Raw genomic sequence first — 24335 nt, 5'->3', positions numbered from 1 at the left:
CTTCCTAATAAAGATTCGTTGACCAATAATAAACTGCACCATAGATCAATACACCCGTCACAAGAATGCGGAAAATTCTTTCTATTGTGCAGTTATTAATGAGTGGGATTCTGAATCGGTATACCGTAATTGGATACAACCACATAATTCCATCTGGAGTAAGAGTGTCAACGAGCATATGCCATATACATCCAACACTCATAGATAAACCCAAAACAGCGATCCAGGTGAAATCAAGAGATGTTACTTTGCCAAGCACGAATGCTATTAAAAGAAATGGAAATGCCACACCAACTACATTAATCATTGTATGTACCACCCCACGGCGATCCAGCTTATTTTCCCAGTGTAGATCTACATCCTCTGCATTCAAATTAGATTCGTCAAGATCAATATCAGGGTAGACACTCCCCGCCGCTACCCCTACCACAATAGCCGCCATAATTCCAAGTTTAGATGCAGGTGAAATATTCATAACATCTATTTTTTGAATTGCGCTTCCACCTAAAAGCAAAGATAATCCTATTCCTGTCTCAAAATGTGTTTTGAGAGTCATAATATATAAATCTCCTTCCGATTCAATAATAATTGGTTACGTAACTATTATGTGGCATAACCAAAAACGAGCACGGTGTGAGAAAACAACTGAGAGCTTTTCAACAAGTCGAGCGCCCGTTTGGAAAACACTATCTTGTCTGGTGCAGTTCCTCTTTTAGTTCTGTATGAAACATTCCTTAATCTATCTTAATACCATGCAGTTTATTTATCATATAATCATGTTCATTGTTATAATTGTACTCTTTTGTTGTCGAAAATTTTACTTTCCATTCATCAGTCCCAGTTAATCCATGGTGCAAATATGTATAATAAAAGTACCCATTCTTCCAATATCCATCTTTTTCTGTGGCTATCTCATAAAATCCCCCAAGAATATTTAACTCATAGATTTTACCGTCAAGTAATAAAAGGGTCGGCGAATCTAAGACAACCCCATTTTCCACTGTCGCACCTATTACATGTGCACATTTCTGTGTCCTAATGCCATCTAAAAATAAATCAAATATTCTCGCCGGATGATATCCCTTACCGTTTATTATTCTCACAGCCTCCCTAACTATTTCAATTCTAATCTCAGGATTAGTATATAGCTCGTCTCCATGCTGCACGTAAGCATCTACAATTCCCTTTAAAGCAGAACCAAGACTTCTCGATAACTCTTCTTCCTTTATATTATAAAGTCCTCCATAAAACCAATTGTTTACAAACATATTTTCATACCAGCTATCATATTTTCCTGTCAGATTGATAACTACAATAACTAAAGCATAATTCTGATTTTCCGCAATGACTGTAGTTGCGCCGGTCATATCTCCTGCCTTTACAAAACCATCACTATCAACTGTACAGATTCGCTCATCTATTACTTCCCATTCAAAATCGTCATTTTCAAAGTCAATGCCTTTTTCTTTGTCATACTGTCTTAACAATAGCTGATATGATTTATGTGTTTTATCAAAATATATAACATCGGAATTGATTTGCGGGTAACTGCAATCGGTCTTACCCGTACCAGTATTGTCACCGGCTCTTCCTTCCTGATTGTCAAACCACTCTGGATTTACAATGTAAGATTCGAGGTTCTCTAATGTGTATGCGTATGCCTTATCTGTATTTAAGGGTAAACACTCTGTTAATACCAACAGTAACACTCCTAAAAATTTTAGCATTTTTCTCATAATGTACATCCTCTCTTCTATGGCATCTTCCATGTGACAAAATCTTCAAGCACTTTCCAGACATTATAGTTGATTTCATATTTTTTTCTCCAGGAGCCATCTTTTAGCTGACTTAGAGTAATATCATATGGATCGTTTGTCTTACGTCCTGCAGCGGTGTCTACACCTGTCCATAGTGTCATCTCAGGTCTAAAACCCGATAGGTCTGTAAATGGATGGTTCCAACGTAAATCTCCATCGTATGACACCGATAAACCACGATACATCATATCTTTACCATCAATATAGTAAGGACTTGTTCCGTAAAGCCAGTTATACTCTGCGTATCCATCTTTGGATGTTGGGATTTCCTTTGACAGAGCATAATTTGAAGGCTTTGACTTGGTATCTTTACCGTCAAACTTGTAGATACTCATCATACCAGTATAAGCAGTGGTATTGCATGTATTCCAGCAGAATCTGTTCTCAATATGGTCAGATATCGTAAAATCGATATCCACACCCTGCAAGGAATCAAATACAAAGCCCTTAAACCTTCCGTCTTTTTTAATAAACTTGTTGTTCCAGGTTTGATTTGTAAGGCTTTTACCTGTATATAACTGAGTCCAATTTTCGAATATGAAATACTCATCATAATCAAGCGTTTTCTGGGCTACAAGGTAGTAACTTGCAGAAAGGTTTGCACCTTTTCCTCGGAATTTTTGCTGTGCATATTTGAAGTCAGTGCCATACATAGTATAAATTATCTGTACTTTTTCAACTTTCCACACAATAGATTCTTTGCCATTTTTGGTGTTTCCGTCTTGCTCATAAATAAATGATTTTGTTATAACCGTGTCACCAACCTGGAGATTGTACTTAAGAAGATTATCCGGTAACAGATCCTTGTCAGAAAGCGTAACGGTGCGTGCTTTCCCCGCAAAAGACGGTCTCTTTGTAAACTCATATACGTTTATGACTTTAGGGTTTACGTTTTCTGGGTAGTCGTAATACACTCGGCCGCTCGATATACTTGCGTCAGTATTTGGATTACCTTGCCCGCCGCTATAATAATTATCAAACAGATCTACAGTCTTATCACCTTCCCAATCGGCTTTTGTATAAACCAGATATTTCGACATATCGGTCTTTTTTACCGTGGTTTTGGTTGATTTTGATGCTGAAGCTGCCATCGCTTCTTTCTGCCCATAACCGTCCATCGTAATTAAAAGGATGGATAGTAATGCGCAGAATATTAATAACCTCTTTTTTTTCATGGGATTCCTCCATATGTTATATTCGTAAAAAAATTATGTTTAGATATTATGTTTAAAATTTCCCTGTTCCCACTAGAATTCGTTTTATTTCCATTCTGTTCCTTTACCTTTTCAAAGACCGGAATTAAGAGATGCTCCATACGAACACACATTGTTTCAATATAATACTGCTTTTGAGCCACAGAACAGATAATTTTCCAAAACTTCACCTTTAGAAGGAGTGTACCAAATATTTGTTTTAATATCAATATTAACTTCATCTTTAGAAGGAGATATTTGACTATGAAAATATTTTGGGACGGAATTTCAAAGAACATAATTGGAAGTAAAATTAAGACTTTAAGAAAAGAGAATAACCTTACGCAGAAAGAGTTAGCAGAAAAACTTCAATTAGAAGGACATGAATTCTCAGATTTGACAATATTACGAATAGAGCAAGGAAAACGATTTGTTTCCGATTTTGAGGTTATCATTTTAGCCGATTTCTTTGGAATAACAACTGATGAGTTATTGATAAAGGATCATAAAGACGATAAATCTATGTAAATCAAATAAATGCAAATAAAAATACCATCGTTCCGAAACTATTGAGACGATGGTATTTTTAAGAAAGGGTATCTCTATCTTCTCTACACTTCGTATCTGACCAACGAATTCAGTTTTTATAGTATATTATAAATGTCATTACTTATGAAAAATTCCACCTGAATGAAAACCATTTTGAGGGTTTTCCTCTCTTCTTCTTTGCTAGTAACATAAGGTTCCGTCATCTTCATTGTTATCATAATCACGTCTAATCACTCCATTTATACACTCATCGAAAAAATTGTATATCGTATAAAACTTATATTCAATTTTTTGTCCTACTTGTCCATATCTTTGTTTCAAAATTTTCAGTTCAACATCTCGTGGATACTTTTGTTTTGCTTCGTCCACATTAAATCCGCTAGCTCCTGTACCTTTTAGCTGCAGGCCTATCACTGTATCGCAGGAATATTCAATATTTCCGCTGTCCTTAAATGATCTGAAGGACACTTCGGCATCGTAATTTTCACGATTAAAGGAGGATATGATGATGATTGGAAGATTATTATAATCCGACAGTACTTTGAGCCTTTTTAAATTGTAATCGGCAATTTGTTTGTCCGATGCACTTTTCAGCTTTTCTGGCGGATCGAGAATCTGTAAATAGTCGACAACGATGAAAGGATGCTTATCATACACATCAATATAAGTTTCGACGTATCGATATATCTTCTCAACGCTATATGGCTCAGCTCCACATCCGACAAGAGTGATGTTTTCGCCTGTTTCTGCTATTTTCTCTGCAGCACTACTAATCACGTTCCACTCCTGATCAGAAAATTTTGATGCAATACTTTCTGATCGCAACATATCAGACGATTTTGCAAGATGCGGATCCTTCGGAGTATCAATAAAAGTCTGACGACTTACTGCCTTTGCTGTAAGGTCAACTACCTCCATCTCCAATGAAAAAATGATGACCGGATTACCCGTCTGGGCAACATGATTAGCTATCTGCATTGCAAACGTCGATTTGCCAAGGGAACTAATCGCGCCAATACAGTGCAACCCAGCAGTCAGGCCACCATTTAAGGTATTATCGAGCTTAACGAAACCTGTAGGATACTTTTTCTTATATAAAGATGCGTTGTTTTTAATAATAAACTGGCTTGCGATAACTGACATCTTTTGATTTGCAGACGTCTCCTTAAATCGTGCAGTCATCTGATTATCAGAATCTTTAGTTTGTTGCATTATCATGATAATATACCTGCAGGGCAAGATATCTTGGGCCTGTATACTCCTTTCTGTGCAATAGTTATAATGTTATTTTGTGAAAACGATATACTATAGTCGCTTCGCTCCGTCCTAACCAAGGAAAATCAAATATTTTACATGATATGACTTACAATTTATTTTTCAATTGTTGCATTTACATATTTGTATCCTGTAGTAAAATGTTTCACTCGGTATGGCCAGGGAGCGAAGCGACCATACAGTTAATATGACATATAGTGGGCTTACAGAAGGGGATTGCTCAAAAAGCATATCCCCTTCTGTAAGTCTATACATTACTTACAGTAATACTTACACTCCAAAACATTGAATTCCTAGAACCTTTGATAATACTGTTTTTGACGGTATTTTTACCCCTCCGACGTGTCACCGGTTTTTCCTCAGCATGTCACCGGTTTTTTTCCAACGTGTCACCGGTTTTTCACCTGCTTTCCGATATAAACTTGGTAACCCATGACTGGAGATGCTGGATTTTTGGTACCAGAGGTACGATATTCCTCAAAATCATTTATTATCTTCTTATCTTTCAATGATAAAAGTGTGCTTTTCACGATTTTGTTTATCATAAACTTAGTTTTTTTCCTCCAGATATCATCATTGTCGTCCGGAATATATCCCAATTCAGCATAAAGTCCTTGTGCCTCTTTATTCTCATACCAGAGATACGAAATCTTATTACTATGCATTTTGTTTTTCTTGTTTAAGATTTGTGCTACTCGCTTGATTACATATCTTTTGATCAATATGGCGTCATCAGTATCACTGTAATACTTCTGTGTATCCAGTAATTCCGCAGGGACATTAATGATCTGTTGTACAAGCTCCGCATATGTATAAAGGGCAGGTTTGCGTAGTACAGGATATGCAATGATTTCTGTACCATTGGACTGATATATCGCTTCAATCTTATCAAGAGGAAGTAGATAGCTTTCATATACATACTTTTTTATCTTGTCTTTTGTATCTCTTCTCGTATTCATCTCATCCTTGCAGTCGATCTTGATATGTATGTACCGAAGCTTGTCAATGCTTTTTCGTATCACTACAAGTTTTTGTTGAGTAACTTTTTGTTTCGTGTTGCCTGACAGCACCTTTGCAATCCACTCAGCTGTTAAAATCATCTGTCCACTGCACATGATTGTATATGCCGCATCCATGACAGCCATGTCAAACTGTGTCACCTGCTGAGATAGTGTGATACATGGATCTGCCCAGATATTAACAAGGTTGATAATACTATCCTGCATTAATATCTTGATCTCTTTAATTTGCTCACCAATCGGAATATCCTTTGTCGATATAATTCGACTGATTTTAGAATTGTTCATATACTGCTTTCCAAAATTAAGTACTGGCAGCTTCTCAATATCGTCTACAACTTCAGGTATTGCTATCTCCTTCTTTTGCATTTATATCTTCCTCTCATTAAATCACTCCTTATTAAGTACCTTAATTACATGACCATCAACATTGCTTAACAATCTAACTACATTATGCCTACACATTATTGGCTAATCATGTCATTACTTTATATCTTTTGAGTACATCTCCTCTGTTGCGAATCAAAATGTACCCCTATAATAAGAATAGAAACATTAGTAAGCATAATATCTTATATTGGAATTATACCTGAAAGAATATTGTAAACAGAAAGCACAGGCAAACCTTTTTAAGATCATAACATAAAAACGGAAGCTACTAACCTCATTCTCGTTGACAGCTTCCTTGGCGTTTGAAATCATATAATTAAGTCAAGAAACCATTACACTAGCAGGATATTTGAACGTGTTTTAGTATTATTGCATGAAGCTTTTGAACTAATCCTCAAAGAACTCATGGTACCTATGTAAAGGATTATCTTCCCCATTCGTCAATTCGTTAAGGTTAACATACCATTTAACATTGCTACTATATGGCTCAACGCTAAGTGTAAGCGTATTTTCATAATCCAAGTCTATACCGGAAACATTTAGAACATAAAGCTTGAAGAGTTTTCCGGTTATCGAAATGCAATACAAATCTTCAAATACATAGCACATTGCGTCATCACCAAGCGACGACGTACAATCAGATCCAACCACATAATAGCATCCAATATCGCCCCATTCAACAACAGAATCTGTTACCGGTTTTGTTTGAAGTTCCTGCTTTTCTAAAAATTCGCGTACAGCTTCTGATGAACTGTCCTTAACGAACAGCTTTAATGCTGCTTCACTTGTAATCCTTCCATTTGGATCAACCACATCGCACAAAACCTCAAATCACCGTTCCTCCTAAATTGATTCACTTACCATAACCATAGCATCTTTAAAAAATTCTTCTTTCATTTAATGTACCTCCCTTAACGGTTTTTATTTTTATTAGTTACAATTATATTATGTGGACACTATTTATTTTTTAATAAAAGGCATCTAAATGTGTTCCAAGATTATCACCTCTCTCAAAAATTAGCGCTCAATATAAGTAAAATATAATAAATGACCTATCACCTTTCGCAGTCTTATTTTCAGCCACCTTATCTAAGGTATGAAGTCCTTTATTTGATCCCTCCGCATGTGTATACAAAACCTAATCAAGGCAAAAATATTATTGTCGCAAAATGACAACTAATCTTTCTAAAAACCCATATTTTCATAACAATCTTCAATTCCTGTTACCAAATCTTGATCATCAACTTCAAATACCTGATTTTCCTTTACATCTCCCTGACCCTCTATTGAACCTGCAAGTTTTCTTTCAATATTATCAAATGTCCTTCGTAGGAATTGCTCTAAACCTTCAAACATTTCTCTTGGAAGACACCTTTTCATGTTTCGGATAATAAATCCATCTGGCCTAAATATCTCTTCTATGATTACCATAAAAATCTCTTTAACACGATCTCGCAGTCTAATTTCAACTTCCTGCTCAACTATCTTCTGAAAGTGATTTTCTCGCTTTTCAGCAGCGTCTTCTCTCTTTGCAATATCCTGAGACAGTGCAGATAAGCTTTCCGCCCAAGATTCTAGCTTCTTAGCCTCCAATCTCCACTTTTCAACATATTCACGATCTTCTCTTGCACGCTGTAACACTTCTGGAAGCATTTTACTGGCCTCTTCTTTTACTACTGCATTAAAGTTACGCTCTCTTTCTGCAAGCTCTTTCTCACGTCTCTTAAGATCATTAGCAAGTGCAACATCATTTAATAATCTCTCGTATTCATACTGGACCAAATGGGGTTGAGATGATTCATCTCGTACTCTTTTTAGTTCTTTCATATGCTTCTTATGATCTTTTTCACTTAGAGCCGTATCTGTTCTTAAGATACGTACTTTCTCAAGCCTCTTCTCCTCCACAATACGCTCACCTTCGGTTATAACAAGCTCATTTTTTGTCTTTTCTTTCATCTGGCTAAGAATCAGATTCTGATTAGCAATTTTTACAGCTTCTTCACGTTGTTGGTGATTAAAATCAGCTGGTTTAAACTTTTTTCCTTTTGAAGTAGCCCCATTCAAAAGTCCTTTAGCATCTATCCCCCTCTTACCCATTTCTTCAATCATTCGTGGATGAAGCTCAGATCTGTAATCGTAACCAAAATTACTGAACTTAGCCACACTATAAGTTATACTACCGTCTTCTCGCTTCGTAGTAGGGTAGGCAGCTGCATGTAAATGAGGGAAACTTTCATCCATATGGCAAATTACATATAAAACGTCATCGTCTCGTATTCCTGATATTTTCTTCCAGGCTTCAAAGAATACAGTAAAAAACACTTTAACCTTTGCTTTTTCTTCTTCTGTAAATCTATAATCTTTTATTTTACTCATAGCGGACTTGTATTCCGGACTTTCTGTCTTTTCATCATTTTCAATGTGGTTAACTACAGCTGCGTACTCAGCATCAGTAATACCGTAATCAATTCGTAAATAATCTCTTGGTAGAGTACCAATCAAACATGCACATTTTGACAGTTGCCTTTCTTCACCTTGCATTCGAGCAGCACGTCCAGTTACTTCTTTGTGGTGTTCAGCAAGCGTTCTTCCTCTATTTCTTTTATTTACATTGCTTGGGTCCAATATCTCATGATGTGGTATAATTTCAAAATTATCACAAGTTCTGGTTGGATCAATTAATGCATTCCCTTCTTTTTCTTTGCTCCATTCTGATGTCTTTTTCTTTATTGTACGCATAGCTTCATAGAACGCTGTCTCAACCTGTTTATATGTCATACTATCATAAACCATATCTCTTACCGCATCCTTTCATAGTGCTACTCAAGATGGGGGTAACAAGTTACCCCTCACTCATAAAACATTATGTGGTCGGTAAAAATAAATAATAAAAGGCCGCTCCTGTTAAGAAACGGCCTCGATTTTGTATACTATTATTCTGTGATAGCCCTGAGGAAACCACTTACATTCGCTTTGGATCCATTGGGGTAAATCGTAGCCCCTGGGAGCACTGATTTGATCTCTTCTCCCAGCATTTCGGAGGTACCTCCGGTAAATACTAATCTCATCATCGAAAGATTCCATCCATTGGCTTCACATTTATTCAAAATGGTCTGAACATGTCTCTTTTTGAAATCAGCAATAAATTCTCTTGAACCTTCCTTGATACCATTTTCCCTTGTGTTATCAACAATGTAGCCATCCTTTATGATATCATCCATCATCCACTGAGGGATATCAGTATTATACTTGCTTGAAAGAGCGTTCTTAAGATTCTGTGTGAGAACATTGCTGCCAAGAGTATCTGTATAAAGTGTTGACAGGACTGGAACACCAAGATTGTAGGTCGAACAATTAATATTGAGACCACCTATGTCAATTACAGCAATTAACGACTTTCCATACTTCTCAGGCTCTAAAAAGATGACACCAGAGCTTTCTGGCAACACTATGACTGAACGAATCACCAAATACTTTGTTGTATCTCCTACTTTAATATAGATCTGCTTACCCGGAAACATAAAATCCTTATAAGTATTTCTACTCTCAGGATTTTCATATACCGATAATGGGCACCCGATTGCGACTACAATCTCATCACCCGAATTGCACAGTTGATGCAGTGCTGTATAAGTTGCAATCTTATGTAAATCTTCTGCTTTACTTGACTTAGCTGAATTACTTTCAGCTTGCTCTCCTAACAGATATCTCTTACCACCATACTCTACGATATAGCTTTGTCCTTGTGCTTCGTTTCTTATTGTTTCTTCCATCTTGGTTCTAAAAACAAGACTCTTTTCAGTGCCATCCTGTCTGAGCGTCATTGCTTTTGTTGCGTATTTTCCACTATCTACTGCTACATACTTCATCGTAATTTTTTCCTCTCTTTCTCAAATCATTGTTGGTTACTGGGTGAACTGAGCTTCCATAAGAGCTGCCTTATATGGATAACCCTCATTCAACCTGTCTGCTAGCACCTTAAGCTGAATTGGCTTAAGGACTTCATAATCAATGCCCTTTTGCTGCATAGATATCAGCTGTTCTTCTATGAACATTGAATAGGGATTGTCCTTTTTTGTTTCATTAACTGGTGTCCCATCCGGAAAAGTAGGTATTATTACGTTAGATGCCATGTCAACCGTTTTTTCAATTTCCGACCGTACCATTATTTTCGAGACCTCTGTTACCACTTCTTGGACTGATTGGTTTGCCTTCTTTTGACCTGTTTTCTGTTCTTTTTTTAGCTTGGGTAACTCTTCATCAGTGATGATAATTTTCGGATTAATTAATCCCGAATTGGCCAACAGAGTACAAATTATCTTTTTCTTCGCTCTATCCGAGTTAACCAGAAATAAATAACAGGCTCGTTCCTCTGCTTTTGACAAGTCAAAACTAAGATAAACTGTTCTTCTCAAATCCGATCCTCTCTTTCTCTAATATTTTTTAGCGAATAAGGAAAGGTTCCTTATATTTTTATTATGTATATACCAAATTAAAATACCTAAAGCATATTATTTTTGCATGAACATACTGCTTATGCATTTTGCATATACATAACGGTTTTGCTGTAAATCAATAACAACCAGTCTTTGCTGTTTCGAAAAGTACACTCACATACCTACTTACCACTTATTAATTTCATAAAAACGGACACTGTTCTTTGTCATTATAATTATCAAATGCCAAGTTATCTGCCATTGTACTGCAGTGAATTATTAGACATGCTGAGGTTATTAATGCAATATGATTTAAAAGTGAAACGTCATTTCCTACAATTGCCATCCGGCAGGTATTGACATAAAATCTGTAAAACGCAACAGTCTTCTTGTAGTAATCAGCAAGTTCCACGTTAATATCAAAATTTGGTTTTTGATCTTCCAAAAATGCTATTGCTCGGTCGAACAATTCATCATTTTTATTATCTGTACTAATATCAACAATATATGCTGATATCAAATCCATAAGAAAATCAAGGGCTGTTTGCATACACTCCTCCACTTGTTTTAGTAACCTTCTCATTTCCCAATTATTGTTTAAATAATATGTCGTTACCTTGGAATATCCGTCAGCCAGATCACTTATATCATCTAGTACTATAAGCATTGCCGTAGTAACATCAGCCGTAATAATTTTATGAAAAACCAAAATGTATTTTGCAGCTATCATTTTTCTACGTGCAATAATATCATCTTGAACTCTACTTCCATCTTCGATGACTTTCTCAAGTGAACTAATATAGTCCCCCGAAACTTTAAACGCTTGTATTCTTGTTTTTGTTACACGATAAAACGTATAGAGATCACGTCTATCCATAAGATTATGCCTCTTCTGCTAATTTTACTGCTATTTCTTCTGGCAGCATCGCTCTAAGCTGTACTCCGATTGATATGTAGTCCAACTGTGCAGAAAGAAAATGTATTCCTCCCAGATATATTAGATATAAAAGTATTTCGTATGACTGTGATTTCTCAAGTGTAAGTAATCGTGAAAATGCTGCCTCTTCAAATGAATCTGGTTTCATATTATTAGCTACATATCCGGCAAGCTCAAAAAGTATACGTTCGCAGTTCATCTGTTTAATCTTTATCTTCTGCATATCGAAGATCTCAATTCCGCTTGTGTCAGCTGTACGACAGAGGTTAACGACCTGATTGTAGACACGAATGATTTCTTCCTGTTCCTCCTTTGTAAGTGGTTCGTTCTGAATTTTCTTGTGGACTTCTTTAAGTTCCCATAGATACGCTGATATACATTTCATAATGATTCCTCCTGCAATTATAAAATTTATTAGATACACACACATTATGTGGCACAGTGCTTATCACAAAATCTTATGAGAAAACAAAATCGTATTTTGAAGCAAAAAAAAAGCCCCCTAATGAAGGGGGGATAGGTTAGCATACGTTATGTCATCAAATCTCTACAAGCCTTGATTTTACTGGCTTTTCAGTTCAAAATCAATGCTTGGAATATTACGCAGGAATCCTCGATGTTACTCCGTCAGGCTCTGTAGAGCTTATAAATCTTAACTTTCACGATTATTATATTCCATCTTTATCCGAATCAGATGGTATATTTGTGTTAATCGATAACTATTTCTCCTATTCCGTATCCTGCATCTATGGTTTTTCCACCTTTCAAAACAAATTCCAGAAACATCTAATAGATTTCGGACATGTCAGCACTCATAAAAACCTAAATTGTTATGTCCTTTCATATTTTTGACGTTTCCATTCTCCGTATCCTTGTAATTTTGCTGCTTCATAAACCGGTAGCAGGTTATGACTCAGTATGTTTTTAAATTGAACTTTCGTATTTCCACTTATAAAGAGAGTTTCAGTTGCCCATATTGCATTCAGGTTATCCTTTCTACAGTCTTCAAATTTCTGCCTCATAGCATCATTAGAAAAAATACATCCATATAAAAAATATAGATTTTCTGAGAACCCCTTAAAATAGGCATCCCAACTAGGGAGATGATTATTTTTGCTTGAATTAAGCTGTTTGTCGATCGGAGTAAGATTCCAAAGTTCATCGTTAGCTATGTATGATCTAGGTACAAAGTGATCCAGATCAAAACGTGATATTTCCAGATCATCTCCTGTGTAAATGTCATGAAGCGGTTTACCAGTAATCTGAGTGGTCATCTTCCACAATTCTCTTGCGCACAACAGTTTTCGTTCACTTTCCATTGAAAGCTTGTAAATAATCCCTGGAACACCAGGATTTCTGTCTTGAAGAAAACGGATTTTGTTCAATTGAATCCAGCTAGTGATTACAAGATAGTTATCCTTCAACAGTTTTCGCCATTGCTTGCTAATATGGACTTTCTTCTGCAATCCTCTTCCATCAATCACTGTATAAAAAAGATTTTGAGTTTCATTAATCTTTTCCATATAAGCAATCAATCTCCTATATGCCCTTCTATCAAGAAGACTCATACCTTCAGCATCCAAAAAAGACGATAGCAGTCTATAAGGCACATAATTTGTTAGTTTCGACTTGTCATCTTTTATTTCCTGACTGCATTCAGCGATGGCTCGCATAATTTGGTCTTTAGTGGCATTCTGTGGAAGATCCGTCTTGTCCTGAATCGTATTAATTGCATGTTCAAGAAAATTCTCTGTAATTCCTTTGATCGTGGGTCCCAAACGTAAATGATATTGAGTGACAGAATACCATGCCTCACAAATCATCTCATCAATTACTTTTTCAAAAGAAAAGTCATCTTCGTTATCCCTTGCAAGATTAATCACCGATTCCATCCAATAAAACTTATAGCATTGAGATGGATCATCCAGCATTTGGGCAAATTTTAATGTGTTAAGATTGTTTTCATATATAACATCAGAAACTAATTCCAGGTCCAATACGGCACCTCCTCAAGCTACCACACCATACTTTTAGCCACATTGATCAGCTCAGAAAAATTCTCTTTCAATAAATTTATATCTGTTTCAGGTCCCCAGCTTACTCTAATAGAGTTTTCTATTCGCTCTACAGGTAAACCCATTGCGGAGAGAACATAACTCGGTGAATAACTATGAGAAGTACAGGCAGACCCATTTGATAAACCACAATATTGCTTAGTTGATAGCATAAGTGCTTCTGATGCTACACCATCAATACAAATATTTATAGCACTGCTTATACAACTATTGGCATCACCATTTATCTGATATTGAATTCCAGATTCATCCAATATCTTCATAATCTCTTTTTTTATTGATTCGGTTTTCTTTTCATTGTCCTTATACTCATTCAGAGCCAGTTCACATGCCTTTCCGCAGCCAGCAGTCAGTGCCACAGGTATTGTGCCTGGTCTTATACCATGTTCCTGCTGTCCACCAAAAGTAATCGCTTTTACAGGCGGCAGCTTATATGCCTTCTTCTTCAGGACAAGTACGCCTATTCCTTGTGGCCCTCGTAGCTTATGCGCACTGAAAGAGAGCATATTGTACTTAAGTTTTTGCAGCTCCTCAACAAGTTTGCCACAGCTCTGTGTTGCATCTACATGAAACAAGACACCTCGTTTTTCGAGTTCGGCTCCGATTTCTTCTACAGGCTGAATAATTCCCGTCTCATTATTTACATGCATAACACTAACAAGCAACGTATCATCTCTTACTTTCCTCAGTATTTCATCTGTACTGACACGGCCAGCCTCATCAGGGGCAACAATATCTATTTCATATCCTTTATTGCCCAAATGTTTTACTGTCTCTAATACTGCCTTGTGCTCGATTGAAGTTGTAATTATATGGTGTTTGCTGGTTGTATCTGCATACTCTTCAAGCCCACGAATTGCTATATTATTACTTTCAGTAGCTCCGCTTGTAAAAAAAACCTCTCCTGTATCAACCTTTAGAAGCGATGCAACCTGTTTTCTGGCTGTTTCAACAACATTCCTTGCATTGTCACCATATTCATGTGTTCTACTGTCAGCATTTCCTATGTCTTCCGTGTACACTGACATCATTGTTTCCAAGACTCTGGAATCTATCGGTGCTGACGCATTATAATCTAAATATATACTCATGCCTTTTCCTTTACCGCCAACTTAACTAAATCATCTATACTCTTGATAAATCCGGTTCCGCACAAATGTGCAATACCTCTTTCCAGATTTAATCTAAAGTATTTGGCAACAGTTTCTTCATCAGTTGGTAATTTCATGTTTATACACCATGCCTTTACCAATGCTTCATATATTTCATAATAATCTCCACCGAAGGTAAACCATGACATTTCCAGATTGCTGTCCGCAACTATCTCAATATCCGTAGGTAAAGTCTTTTCGCTTAGCGAATAACATAATGCCCAGCGGCAGAGTATATTCCAATTTTTAATTCCAGTCTTTGCTTTTAATCTCGATAATTGATCTTTCGCTTGCTGCGAGAGTCTTATTTGATTCATTATCATGCTATCACCTAAAAATACCCTCTTCTTATTGTTGTACTCTTTGTTAATTCATCATAGTCCAGCGTAAACTCATCACCTACATTTTCAACCATCATTTGATAATAGCTCTGATCTATCTCTGAATCTGTAGAAAGAATAATTGTCTGCGCACTTGCATTAGGAAAATATGTTTTTATTAACGCAGTCCTATGTAACGAATCCAATCTTGATAATGGTGTGTCAATTATCACAGGAAGCTTTTTCTTCGAACATATAGCAAGTGCCCATAATATAGCAATAACCATTAGTTGCTTCTCACCTGCGGACAATGAACTCTTCGGAACTTCTTTCCCTTGCGACGACAAATACTTAAGATCTAATGTCATCGGGTCCATAACAATCGTATCTATAAGGTTCTTCTTGTTTGCCAGTTTTTTATAACACTCCGTTATGGTTTGACCCAAAACATCAGTTTTTCTTGTCTGTAATGCAATCATGTATTTATCCAAGATATGCATCGCCATATTGGTATACTTAATAGTTCTATCAGTCTCGTCTTGCGTTTCAGCCTGAGATAGATACTTTTCAACTGCCTGATTAAATTCAGCAGTAGACGATATCACTCTCGAATTAATTGATGTCCTTTCCTGTTGTAGTGCTGACAGTTTGACCTTATCCTCTATACAAATCTGTTCAGCTTTTTTTATCTTTCCATATATTTCAGTTAGCTCCGTTTCATTTACATCCACAGAAAGGTAACTATCAAACTCGTCCAGCTGTCTCTTGAGTTTTCTTTTTGAGGATATCGTAGCACGAGCTACTTTCAGTGATTCCTCAATTTTGCTCTCAGCCAATGAATTTGTTTGGAATAAAGCCAAATCCGATAACTGGTAAAGCGGTTCAGTTACATTATCCTCAACATTTCTACTGATATACTCTATAAACTTGCTTCCTGCATCGGCGTTTTCTGTATAAGTTGACTTGAACTCATCAAATAACACACTTATCTGAGATAAAGACTGCTTCAAAATTGCCTCATCATGCTCATCTTCCGCTTGCAGCTTTATTTCCATGATCAGATCTCTTACCAATGCTAGTGGAAGTTCTCCTGATGCTAAAACCATAAGCTGTTCCTCATTTGAGGCGTACTCAGCATTTACTTTCGCCCTTTGATCGAGGGTTTTTTGGCGCTGTTCCGCAGCATCTCCACCTCTTGCTATGTATTTCTGATGCAGTGTCACAAGCTGATCGTTATCCTTTGCAATTTTGTCCTCTATCTTCAATATTTCCTGATCCACTTTGTTAAGATCTTGTAAAGCGGAATCTTTTGCTTCTCGAAGTTTTTGAACTCTTTCAGCCGCCTCAGATGTCTTATTCTCTTTTCCAATTTTTTTTATGTTACGGGTCAGGTCATTATTCAATACATCTAATATTGAAATGCCAAGCATTGATCGTATAGATTCCTTCAGCTGGTCATTCGTTTCATCAACTGCTAAATTAGCAATCTTTTCACCATCAAAGAAGAAGAAGCTTGAAAGGGCACTTGGAAGAATGTTCTCAACAAACATTGCCCAGTTTTTGCTCAAAAATTCACTCTCTTGATAATCTTTTTTTACAGTGATAACCTCATTCGTTCTTTTGGAAACACTATCCCATTCTCTTCGGACAAGATACTTTTCCTTAATTTCATTATCGATTTCAAACTCGAGCTCTACATAGCAAGTCTGACTGGCATCATTTCTATTTACATATGAACGCAAATATTGGTTATAGGATTTATAATTACTTTCACTATATGCAAACGAATTCGGTCCATATAAAGCAAGTAAAATAGCCTCGAGAAATGTGGTTTTTCCACGGCCGTTCATTCCACCAATAAGAACTATTGGTTTATAACTATTAAATTCAAATGTATTTGTACCTGCATAAATTCCAAAGTTATGCATAGTAAACCTTTTAATTATCATGCGTCTTCTTCCTCTGATTCTGAATATTCAGATTCATTTGTCTGATAGTCCAAGAATTTTTCGTTATATTTTCCGCCATTTTCTTTCTTACGTACCATCTTGGCAGTATAGAATTTTGTTGCATCCTCTTCATTCTTATAGAATGTCTTTCCGATTACTTCATTAATACTTTCCAGAATTCCTTTTCGCAAATTAACATTGGATGCATTGTTCTCAATATCTATTAATGAATACATCATCTCAAATGACAATTCTTCATCGGGATAAAGTTCTGTACAGACATCTCTAAGAATATCCCACTCGTCTTTTCCAAAACTATCATTATGAATCCATTCAAGATCCTCAAATTCCTTCCCTATTACTTCTTCGTAAATTCTTGGAAGAGAATCATCAAACTCATGCTTATTTTCAAGCCAAATACGTCGAATTGCCATAAGCTCCGAAAGCCTTATAAGTTCGATATCATGAAATTCTTCAGGTCCATTCTGATTTATATCCTTCTGAATTGTCAGCAGTTCACGCAGCCACTGTTCACGTACCTCCTTTTTATATGGTCCATGAAATAGTTTACCATAATTACCCTGCAAATTACCTTTCATTCTCCTGAAGCTTCGTCTACTGCTGTCGCCTACTAAATCGCCAAAATGATTACGGAACTCAAGCAGCGGAGTCATCCATTCTTTTTCTTCGTCGTTTGCTATCATTGCTTCCATGGACTTATCACTTTCAACCATAGTGCAAACCCAGCACCCAAAACGGCTTTTTCCACATGACGGAAGGCTCTTATCTACCATAAGTGGGCATTCATTATCGGCTGTTGCTCCTCTGTACATCGTCAAAAGATCCATGTTCGAATAATTCCACGGATTCTTGTATTGCATAAGAAACACCCATACATCATCATCTGACCAAGCTTCCAAAGGAGAAAAAACAAGCTCATTAGCCAATGTTGGATTCGGGCTAAGCAGCTCTCTAACTCGCCTTTTTTCAAGATTGAGCATCGTTCTCGCACGGCGAGAGCTCTCCTGTTTTCTTGTTCCAAGGACTAAGATTATCTCTCCGTGCTCAGCTATCTTTTCTTTTATAAATTTGTTTACCGGCTGTATTTTCAATCTATCGGTACACCATCTGTATTTCATTCTTGGAAAGGGATATCCCCTTCCAATAAGATTTACCCAAAAAGTGTTATCATAATCCGGAATTAATCTTTCAGGCACAAAAGGTAATTTTTCTTCTTTGGTCTTTTTCTTCATTGCCTCCAATGATTTTTCAACCCATTTAGACACAACTGGAGACTCAACCAGTGTATCGGTGTTCATGATATGAATAGGTTTTTTTCTATCTTTCTCCGGTAACCCTTCTATTGCCATCCATACAAGCTGAACAGCTGCGGTACTATCCTTTCCCCCTGAGTATCCAATCATCCAAGGAATTTCATCTGCCAAATATAAGTTACGGACAGTTTCCAGCATACCTTCTATTGTTTCTTTTGTTATGTTTCCCATCTAGGTTCGTACTCTCCTATACTATTTTCTTATGAGACTCCTCCGCATCCAGCTCTTCCTGCGATAGAGGGATTCCCATTTCTATCTTTATTATGTTGCCTATTAACAATGTTGCCTTTTTATTTGTTATTATCCTCCCATTCTTACCTATAGCTCGCATAAGCCATGTTTTCGAATTACGGTTCCAATTTATATTGCCCAACCTTTCTATATACTCATCCATATTTACATCACTGTGAACATAGAAATAATTACCTACTCTTCCCAGGGCTTGAATAACTATGCTTTGCGTTGCAATATAATTTTCTCGCAAATCAACTTTTGTAATTTCCTTGTTTTGCAGTTCCTGCCACTGTTGCATATTTTTTACAATATGTGACCAATACTCATTCAGAAATGCTTCTGCATTCTTCCCTATGTTTCTACCTACTATAAGCTTATTTGCTGTATAAAATGTATTCAACGTAAAGAGACTCGAAGAAAACTTGCCAAGTATGTCTTTTTCTTTATCTGTGTATAAATTCAGAAACTCTATATTCCATATGACATTCCTTGTCATTACAGCCATCTCATCACGTGAGTCATATAACTCTGCAATTGAATTTGATGTTTTGACCGCATTTTTGTTCAGATCTGTAAATATCTGCTGACTTCTTTCAAGTCCCTTATCAGCATAAAAAACAATAGATATTGTTTCATCTCCAAGACTTTCATCTTCTCGTAAAGCTTCTAATATTGCAGACTTTCTATGTTGACCATCATTGATCAGAAACTTAGAGTCCATAGAAACCTCAAGCATACCTGTATCATTATTGAGGCCACTTGGCATAAATTTATATTTCCCATCGATAGAGGCAGCTAAAGCCGAAAAAACATAACTATCACGATTTTCAAGAATATATTTACTAATTACCGGTATTCTTGCCTCGTTCAACTTCCTTTGTGCTCTATATTCCGGTAGTACAAACTCGTCTTCATTTGAAGGAAACAGCTTTGTCAGCATATTCAGTGGAACCATGGCTATGTAATATTCCTTGCCAGCCTGGACACCTTTAACAACCGGAAATTTATATATAAAATCCATATTTTCTCCATTCAAAAAGGATATACTTAAGTATATCCTTGTAATGCTATCAAGTCAATTAATAATTATACACATTTGATTACTTTCTCAACCCTATCGAGAAAGAAAGCTTGATTCTACCAGATAAATCCTCTTCCCTAATCCAGTTAAGCACTTTATCTGACAAATCTTTTAATGTTGCCTTTCCAGAATTCATGTTCTGCAGGAATGTAACTATGTCCGGATCCAAGCCAAGCCCATCGATCAACTCATTTGCACTTTCCAGACTTTTTGAGAGATTCTTAAACGTATTAAGGTCAAGCGTCCAGGTATCAGCCTGTTTAATCTTGTCCAAGCATTCGTTGACCTTCTCCGATTCAATTCCAGATATGACCTTCAATGTACTCACGGTGGCACCCGTGAGATCAGAATACTGTTTTTGCCAGTTTTTCTTTGAATCAACTTGTAAGCTAGTAAATTTGCCATCCGCAGACTTAACATCGTCTTTGTCTGCCAATCCAGAATCAACGGCCTTACGGAGTTCATCGATTAATGCCTGTATCTCATCAAGAATTATATTCTGTTGAGAAATATTGTTGCTGTTTTTAAGAAAAGCCATAACTTCTGAGTGCTTATCAAGTTGCGTCACGAGTATACGATATTTTGCATCGGTCTGGTCTTGTTGTGCTTTGTTTGCTTGCAAGTCCTCAAGCTTTCGGAGATTTCCCATATCAATAACTCGCTTTTCCATTTCACTTATTATCATATGTTCAATCACCTCATTCCATTTAATTTCTGTTCACACTTATCCAATTGTTCTATCTCCAGCGTATATCTTTGATTTTCTTTTGACGGTTGTATATCTTGCACAGCTTCAAGTCTTTTCGCCATCTTCAGGTCAACAGTTTCGATATCCTTATCAAGCTGTACTAATAAGTCTACTAAAGGTTGCAGTATACTTACCGGATCTGATGAAAATGTCATAAGTATTGTTAGCGGGTCGGCTTCATCCATTACTTCGCTGATATCGTGCAAAGCCTTTGCAATCTGTGTAGCTAATTTTTTAACCTTATCCGTTGAATTTACTGAAATGTTTATCTGTGTTTTTTCAACATTCTCATAGAATTTCTTTGCTACTTCCACCAATTTCAAAATATCTTCTTCTTCAATTTTATCATCATCAAATTTGTCGATAATTAGATTTAGGGATTCCTTTGAAGCAAATAATTCCGCCTTTGACACGCTGTCTATGCGTTCCAAAATGTCTTGTAGGTATGTATATGCATCTCGTCTAAGTTTTACTTTGTCATCAGCCTGTTGGTCATCTTCCGGGATAGTTAATTTATTAGTTTTTACTCTTCTTACAGTGTTTGCTAATCCCAGTGCATCTAAAACAACCACAGTACCGCCACTACCCTGGGTAATATTAAAATACTGTCTAATGGTATCACGATTTGTTTGATCGGCTCCCTTTTGGTTGATTAAATTTACAAGTGAATTCCACTCTTTACTATGTGAATTCTGCATTGCCTTATTAGGCTTATTTGTATACAGACAATCTGCTGTAAGATTCTTAAGAGATCTTTCCCTGAATTCTCCGCAAAGGATTAATCTATACATTTCAGCAGCAACAGCTGCATCAATATAATTTACCGGAGTATTTTTCTTATATTCTCCTACAGCTTTTACTACCTCATCCTTGACAGTTGAAGTCCATGAAGTGACTAAATATGCATCAAAATCAGAATCCGGATAATCCCAACTTTGATTTCCATATTCTCTCCATCTGATAAATGCACTTACTATATTTAAGCTATCCCATGTTGCCGGAAGAATATAAAAGCCCGTTCCTTTAGTCTGTTTTTCAAAAATAACAAGCTTTGCTGCAGAGGCCTTCACTTTTGAGACATTATCCATTGACATTCCTTCTGCCTGCCAGTTAATAGCTGAAAAGAGAAAGTTACACATATCTTCCTTAGCAGCACGAATAATACCTAATGTACCACCAGTTGCCGAAAGATCGATTGCCGCGCCAATTGACCACTTAGTTAAAATAATATTTGCATCATTAAACCTTTTTATTTTCTCTGGAGATACGGGTCTCTGTTCTGGGTTTTGTACTGGTGCAGGTCCCGGAGTCGGTCGTGGTTCCGTAATTGATCCTTGTCCAGGCGTTGGTCCAGGTTTTATTTCACCAAACTTTAATATTGGTAGACTCAGTTCCTCATATATTTTTTCATTAATTCCCGCAATGTATGATATTCCTTTATCTTCATACTTTTCCGGCTTTCCGTTACCCCAAATGCTGATGAATCTCAAAACTCTATCTGTCTGATCTTCATCCTTCACCTGATTATGAATCATGAAACTTAGAGTCGTATTAACATTAACCATGTTATATTTAACACTCGGAAAGTCTTGAGGATTATATAAAATGTCATTAACAACGGGCTCAATAATATCCCTTATTACATATCTGGGTGTCTTATGACCATTAGTGAGGCCATACTGATATAAATACTTAATACTTACCTTTGTGAATGGATATAGACTTATTTTTTTCCCAAATCCACAATCATGCGTTTCCCAGTTACTTCCTTCTTTCGCTTCGTGAATAGGATAATCTTCTGCTTTTGCTTGATTATTCACCCACGACTCTACAATTTCTTCAGGCAAAGACATTGTATTCAAGTATCTTCCTACAAACTCAAATAAGCCAGATTCATCCAGTACATCACTAGGAATATAAACATATTTCGTTACTCTGTCTTTATGGTTATCTTTAAAATTGTGCTGCAAATAGTTACCTGTTGTTCCAACCACAGAAGACAATCTGCAGATATTTTCGCCATTTCTAACACCAGTGTGCTCCTCCATCAGTGCATCAAGCAAGGCAGTATCAACACCAGTAAAGGAAGTAACATCCTCTATGAACAGCGTTAGATTTTTTCCAAGCTTATATAATTCTTTTCGAATGTCTTGAAATATCTGTTTGAAATCACCAGGCTCTATTCCTGCACATCTTTGAATAACGTCATTCACAAATTGATTGAGATATGCTGCGATTTTCTCCGCGTCTTCTTTTCCTGTATCATCAGCCATAAACTCTCTGGCCATTTTCTCTGCTTTAGGGTCTGCTCCAGCTCTTTGTATATTATCAAAAAAATCTGTAGATACATAAAAATCCTTTGGCTCAAACTTAGCAACAGTATCCCTGTCTACCAGAGTATGTTCTGCAATTCTAGAGTACATTCTTTCTATAGGTCCATCAAATGACATCAAATGATCATGAACTATTTCATTGTTCAAAAAAGCCTCAAGTCTTTTCCTTTTCACATTATTGATTTCGATATCATGCTCATCATTATCATTGTGTATCTCAATAATAAAATTGTGATAGATCATGTCTTTCAGCTTATTTTCATCTACTGAAACAGACGCTTTGACAAGACGTTCGTACACTTCTCTATTGCTTATTCCTTGCACTTCAGGCTTTTCTAAAAGTTGCCTAATAGTTCCCTTTAAGGTGTTATCACTCCTTCGAATAAAAAGAATAACTTCATTCTCCAGTTTTGCCTGCTGGAATTTTGCTTCAAACCATCTAATCAAATGTGATTTTCCGGTTCCACTTTGACCATAAACAACAATGAACTGATGCAGATTGTTAGGATTAAGTACATAATTCGTAAAGATCTGCTCTTCGGTATATGCTTTTTCTTTAGTTGGCATGAGCACAAACTTATCCAAAATATGTATACGTTTAATTGCCACATGTGTTGCAAGAAAATCTCCCTGAGAGGCAGTAATAGAATCTGGTTTTACAACATATGAAATTCTTTCTTTTGCTATTTCTGAGTTCATATCTAGCCCCCTCGATTATTTACATATCGTTATGTTGGTTACTGAATCATTGAATGGATGGGCTACCATTGGATAGATTTCCCACATATCTTTCTGGTCACCTATATGCTGAAGCTTAATCAGACCGCTATCATAGAGAGCCCTCAATCCATTAGAAACTCCATAATTGAACCGTTGTCTTGCCGTTATTGAGTTCACCACTATATTACATGCCGGCCTAATAGCATCAACAAAATCACTTACTGAATATAATTTTCCTTTCTCCAATTCCGAGCTGCAAATAACATCCCAGATAAAAACCTTTGCATTTGGGATAAAGAACATGTCTTGAAGGTATCCAAATCCTAGATAAGATACCCAGAATCTCCATGCACGTATTGCCATGGCATCAACTGGTAGACCAGTTAACTGTGATAATTCCGGTCCCATATTAGCTATGTTTTTTTCGCCTTTCAGAATATTAGTGTCTTTCTCAAAAAGGGCTTTTGTTACTGCATAAAATTGTCCATCATTAAAATTATCAAGTTTACCATTTATATAAACTCTCATCGAATCCATAGTCTTGATTGTCTTAGAATCAACAGCTAAAGAAATCAAATCATCTGATATAGAAATCAACCCTAATTCTTCGGCAGCATTTCTATAATCAGCATAATATGATGTACCATTTTCTAAGTAATCCGGTTCCATGCGGGCCCTCAAGTCTGCATTTGTAGCTGGGCCTTTTTCAACTAATTTGCATAGCGCATATACTCTCTCAGGAATTGCAGGAGTAACCATTTTATCTCCAAACAT

Annotated in this window: 21 protein-coding genes; 1 reads left to right on the top strand and 20 read right to left on the bottom strand. The window is 36.5% G+C overall.

Features of this window, described 5'->3' with window-relative positions; genetic code table 11:
* Positions 1-4: 4 nt before the first annotated feature.
* From BUF11_RS20525 to BUF11_RS20515, 3 genes are all read right to left on the bottom strand, one after another.
* The gene (locus BUF11_RS20525) at positions 5-556 is read right to left on the bottom strand and encodes a metal-dependent hydrolase (RefSeq protein WP_073590742.1); all 552 of its coding nucleotides are present in this window, start codon (positions 554-556) and stop codon (positions 5-7) included.
* Positions 557-734: 178 nt separating this feature from the next.
* Positions 735-1736: a hypothetical protein gene (locus tag BUF11_RS20520; RefSeq protein ID WP_207665497.1), complete on the bottom strand. Its 1002-nt coding sequence runs from the start codon at positions 1734-1736 to the stop codon at positions 735-737.
* A gap of 17 nt (positions 1737-1753) precedes the next feature.
* A complete protein-coding gene (locus BUF11_RS20515; RefSeq protein WP_073590740.1) occupies positions 1754-2992 on the bottom strand; it encodes a hypothetical protein in 1239 nt (412 codons plus the stop codon).
* A gap of 282 nt (positions 2993-3274) precedes the next feature.
* Here BUF11_RS20515 and BUF11_RS20505 point away from each other — a divergent pair, with 282 nt between their 5' ends.
* The gene (locus tag BUF11_RS20505; RefSeq protein ID WP_073590738.1) at positions 3275-3538 is read left to right on the top strand and encodes a helix-turn-helix domain-containing protein; all 264 of its coding nucleotides are present in this window, start codon (positions 3275-3277) and stop codon (positions 3536-3538) included.
* Between the two features lie 201 nt (positions 3539-3739).
* Here BUF11_RS20505 and BUF11_RS20500 read toward each other — a convergent pair whose 3' ends face one another.
* From BUF11_RS20500 to BUF11_RS20420, 17 genes are all read right to left on the bottom strand, one after another.
* Positions 3740-4777 (bottom strand): DnaB-like helicase C-terminal domain-containing protein, encoded by a 1038-nt coding sequence (locus tag BUF11_RS20500; protein WP_073590737.1) that lies wholly within the window; start codon positions 4775-4777, stop codon positions 3740-3742.
* Between the two features lie 446 nt (positions 4778-5223).
* Positions 5224-6222 (bottom strand): hypothetical protein, encoded by a 999-nt coding sequence (locus BUF11_RS20495; protein WP_073590736.1) that lies wholly within the window; start codon positions 6220-6222, stop codon positions 5224-5226.
* Between the two features lie 408 nt (positions 6223-6630).
* Positions 6631-7056, bottom strand: a complete 426-nt coding sequence (locus tag BUF11_RS20490; protein WP_073590735.1) for a hypothetical protein — start codon at positions 7054-7056, stop codon at positions 6631-6633.
* Between the two features lie 372 nt (positions 7057-7428).
* Positions 7429-9036, bottom strand: coding sequence for a hypothetical protein (locus tag BUF11_RS20485; protein WP_073590734.1), 1608 nt, complete (start codon positions 9034-9036; stop codon positions 7429-7431).
* A 140-nt stretch (positions 9037-9176) separates the two neighbouring features.
* The gene (locus BUF11_RS20480; RefSeq protein WP_073590733.1) at positions 9177-10112 is read right to left on the bottom strand and encodes a ParM/StbA family protein; all 936 of its coding nucleotides are present in this window, start codon (positions 10110-10112) and stop codon (positions 9177-9179) included.
* 36 nt (positions 10113-10148) lie between these two features.
* Complete coding sequence (locus tag BUF11_RS20475) at positions 10149-10658, bottom strand: hypothetical protein (protein ID WP_073590732.1); 510 nt, start codon at positions 10656-10658, stop codon at positions 10149-10151.
* 223 nt (positions 10659-10881) lie between these two features.
* Positions 10882-11556 carry a hypothetical protein gene (locus BUF11_RS20470; RefSeq protein WP_073590731.1) on the bottom strand — a complete coding sequence of 225 codons (675 nt, stop codon included), beginning with the start codon at positions 11554-11556 and terminating at the stop codon, positions 10882-10884.
* Between the two features lie 4 nt (positions 11557-11560).
* Complete coding sequence (locus BUF11_RS20465) at positions 11561-12001, bottom strand: hypothetical protein (RefSeq protein WP_073590730.1); 441 nt, start codon at positions 11999-12001, stop codon at positions 11561-11563.
* A 445-nt stretch (positions 12002-12446) separates the two neighbouring features.
* On the bottom strand, positions 12447-13613 hold the full coding sequence (locus BUF11_RS20460) for an HNH endonuclease domain-containing protein (RefSeq protein WP_073590729.1): 1167 nt from the start codon (positions 13611-13613) through the stop codon (positions 12447-12449).
* 17 nt (positions 13614-13630) lie between these two features.
* Positions 13631-14782, bottom strand: coding sequence for a cysteine desulfurase family protein (locus BUF11_RS20455; RefSeq protein ID WP_073590728.1), 1152 nt, complete (start codon positions 14780-14782; stop codon positions 13631-13633).
* On the bottom strand, positions 14779-15159 hold the full coding sequence (gene dndE / locus BUF11_RS20450; RefSeq protein ID WP_242952432.1) for a DNA sulfur modification protein DndE: 381 nt from the start codon (positions 15157-15159) through the stop codon (positions 14779-14781). The genes BUF11_RS20455 and dndE overlap by 4 nt, the downstream gene beginning before the upstream one ends.
* Positions 15160-15173: 14 nt before the next feature.
* Positions 15174-17111 carry a DNA sulfur modification protein DndD gene (dndD, locus tag BUF11_RS20445; protein WP_073590726.1) on the bottom strand — a complete coding sequence of 646 codons (1938 nt, stop codon included), beginning with the start codon at positions 17109-17111 and terminating at the stop codon, positions 15174-15176.
* Positions 17108-18616 (bottom strand): DNA phosphorothioation system sulfurtransferase DndC, encoded by a 1509-nt coding sequence (gene dndC, locus BUF11_RS20440; RefSeq protein ID WP_073590725.1) that lies wholly within the window; start codon positions 18614-18616, stop codon positions 17108-17110. Before dndC ends, dndD begins: the two co-directional genes overlap by 4 nt.
* A gap of 16 nt (positions 18617-18632) precedes the next feature.
* Complete coding sequence (dndB, locus tag BUF11_RS20435; protein ID WP_073590724.1) at positions 18633-19700, bottom strand: DNA sulfur modification protein DndB; 1068 nt, start codon at positions 19698-19700, stop codon at positions 18633-18635.
* Between the two features lie 79 nt (positions 19701-19779).
* On the bottom strand, positions 19780-20445 hold the full coding sequence (locus BUF11_RS20430; protein ID WP_073590723.1) for a hypothetical protein: 666 nt from the start codon (positions 20443-20445) through the stop codon (positions 19780-19782).
* A gap of 8 nt (positions 20446-20453) precedes the next feature.
* Complete coding sequence (locus BUF11_RS20425) at positions 20454-23540, bottom strand: ATP-binding protein (RefSeq protein WP_073590722.1); 3087 nt, start codon at positions 23538-23540, stop codon at positions 20454-20456.
* A gap of 15 nt (positions 23541-23555) precedes the next feature.
* Positions 23556-24335, bottom strand: a complete 780-nt coding sequence (locus BUF11_RS20420; protein ID WP_073590721.1) for a hypothetical protein — start codon at positions 24333-24335, stop codon at positions 23556-23558.

It is taken from the genome of Anaerocolumna xylanovorans DSM 12503 (assembly GCF_900143645.1).
GTDB lineage: Bacteria > Bacillota > Clostridia > Lachnospirales > Lachnospiraceae > Anaerocolumna > Anaerocolumna xylanovorans.
This window is presented reverse-complemented; position numbering and strand designations above follow the sequence as displayed.

Bases quoted from the DNA above. Each gene is read 5' to 3' on its own strand.
- BUF11_RS20420 (WP_073590721.1), bottom strand. From the start codon at position 24,335: ATGTTTGGAGATAAAATGGTTACTCCTGCAATTCCTGAGAGAGTATAT.
- BUF11_RS20500 (WP_073590737.1), bottom strand. From the start codon at position 4,777: ATGATAATGCAACAAACTAAAGATTCTGATAATCAGATGACTGCACGA.
- BUF11_RS20480 (WP_073590733.1), bottom strand. From the start codon at position 10,112: ATGAAGTATGTAGCAGTAGATAGTGGAAAATACGCAACAAAAGCAATG.
- BUF11_RS20505 (WP_073590738.1), top strand. From the start codon at position 3,275: ATGAAAATATTTTGGGACGGAATTTCAAAGAACATAATTGGAAGTAAA.
- BUF11_RS20455 (WP_073590728.1), bottom strand. From the start codon at position 14,782: ATGAGTATATATTTAGATTATAATGCGTCAGCACCGATAGATTCCAGA.
- BUF11_RS20430 (WP_073590723.1), bottom strand. From the start codon at position 20,445: ATGATAATAAGTGAAATGGAAAAGCGAGTTATTGATATGGGAAATCTC.
- dndD (WP_073590726.1), bottom strand. From the start codon at position 17,111: ATGATAATTAAAAGGTTTACTATGCATAACTTTGGAATTTATGCAGGT.
- BUF11_RS20425 (WP_073590722.1), bottom strand. From the start codon at position 23,540: ATGAACTCAGAAATAGCAAAAGAAAGAATTTCATATGTTGTAAAACCA.
- dndE (WP_242952432.1), bottom strand. From the start codon at position 15,159: ATGAATCAAATAAGACTCTCGCAGCAAGCGAAAGATCAATTATCGAGA.
- BUF11_RS20520 (WP_207665497.1), bottom strand. From the start codon at position 1,736: ATGAGAAAAATGCTAAAATTTTTAGGAGTGTTACTGTTGGTATTAACA.
- BUF11_RS20465 (WP_073590730.1), bottom strand. From the start codon at position 12,001: ATGAAATGTATATCAGCGTATCTATGGGAACTTAAAGAAGTCCACAAG.
- BUF11_RS20485 (WP_073590734.1), bottom strand. From the start codon at position 9,036: ATGGTTTATGATAGTATGACATATAAACAGGTTGAGACAGCGTTCTAT.
- BUF11_RS20515 (WP_073590740.1), bottom strand. From the start codon at position 2,992: ATGAAAAAAAAGAGGTTATTAATATTCTGCGCATTACTATCCATCCTT.
- BUF11_RS20525 (WP_073590742.1), bottom strand. From the start codon at position 556: ATGACTCTCAAAACACATTTTGAGACAGGAATAGGATTATCTTTGCTT.
- dndC (WP_073590725.1), bottom strand. From the start codon at position 18,616: ATGGGAAACATAACAAAAGAAACAATAGAAGGTATGCTGGAAACTGTC.
- dndB (WP_073590724.1), bottom strand. From the start codon at position 19,700: ATGGATTTTATATATAAATTTCCGGTTGTTAAAGGTGTCCAGGCTGGC.
- BUF11_RS20470 (WP_073590731.1), bottom strand. From the start codon at position 11,556: ATGGATAGACGTGATCTCTATACGTTTTATCGTGTAACAAAAACAAGA.
- BUF11_RS20495 (WP_073590736.1), bottom strand. From the start codon at position 6,222: ATGCAAAAGAAGGAGATAGCAATACCTGAAGTTGTAGACGATATTGAG.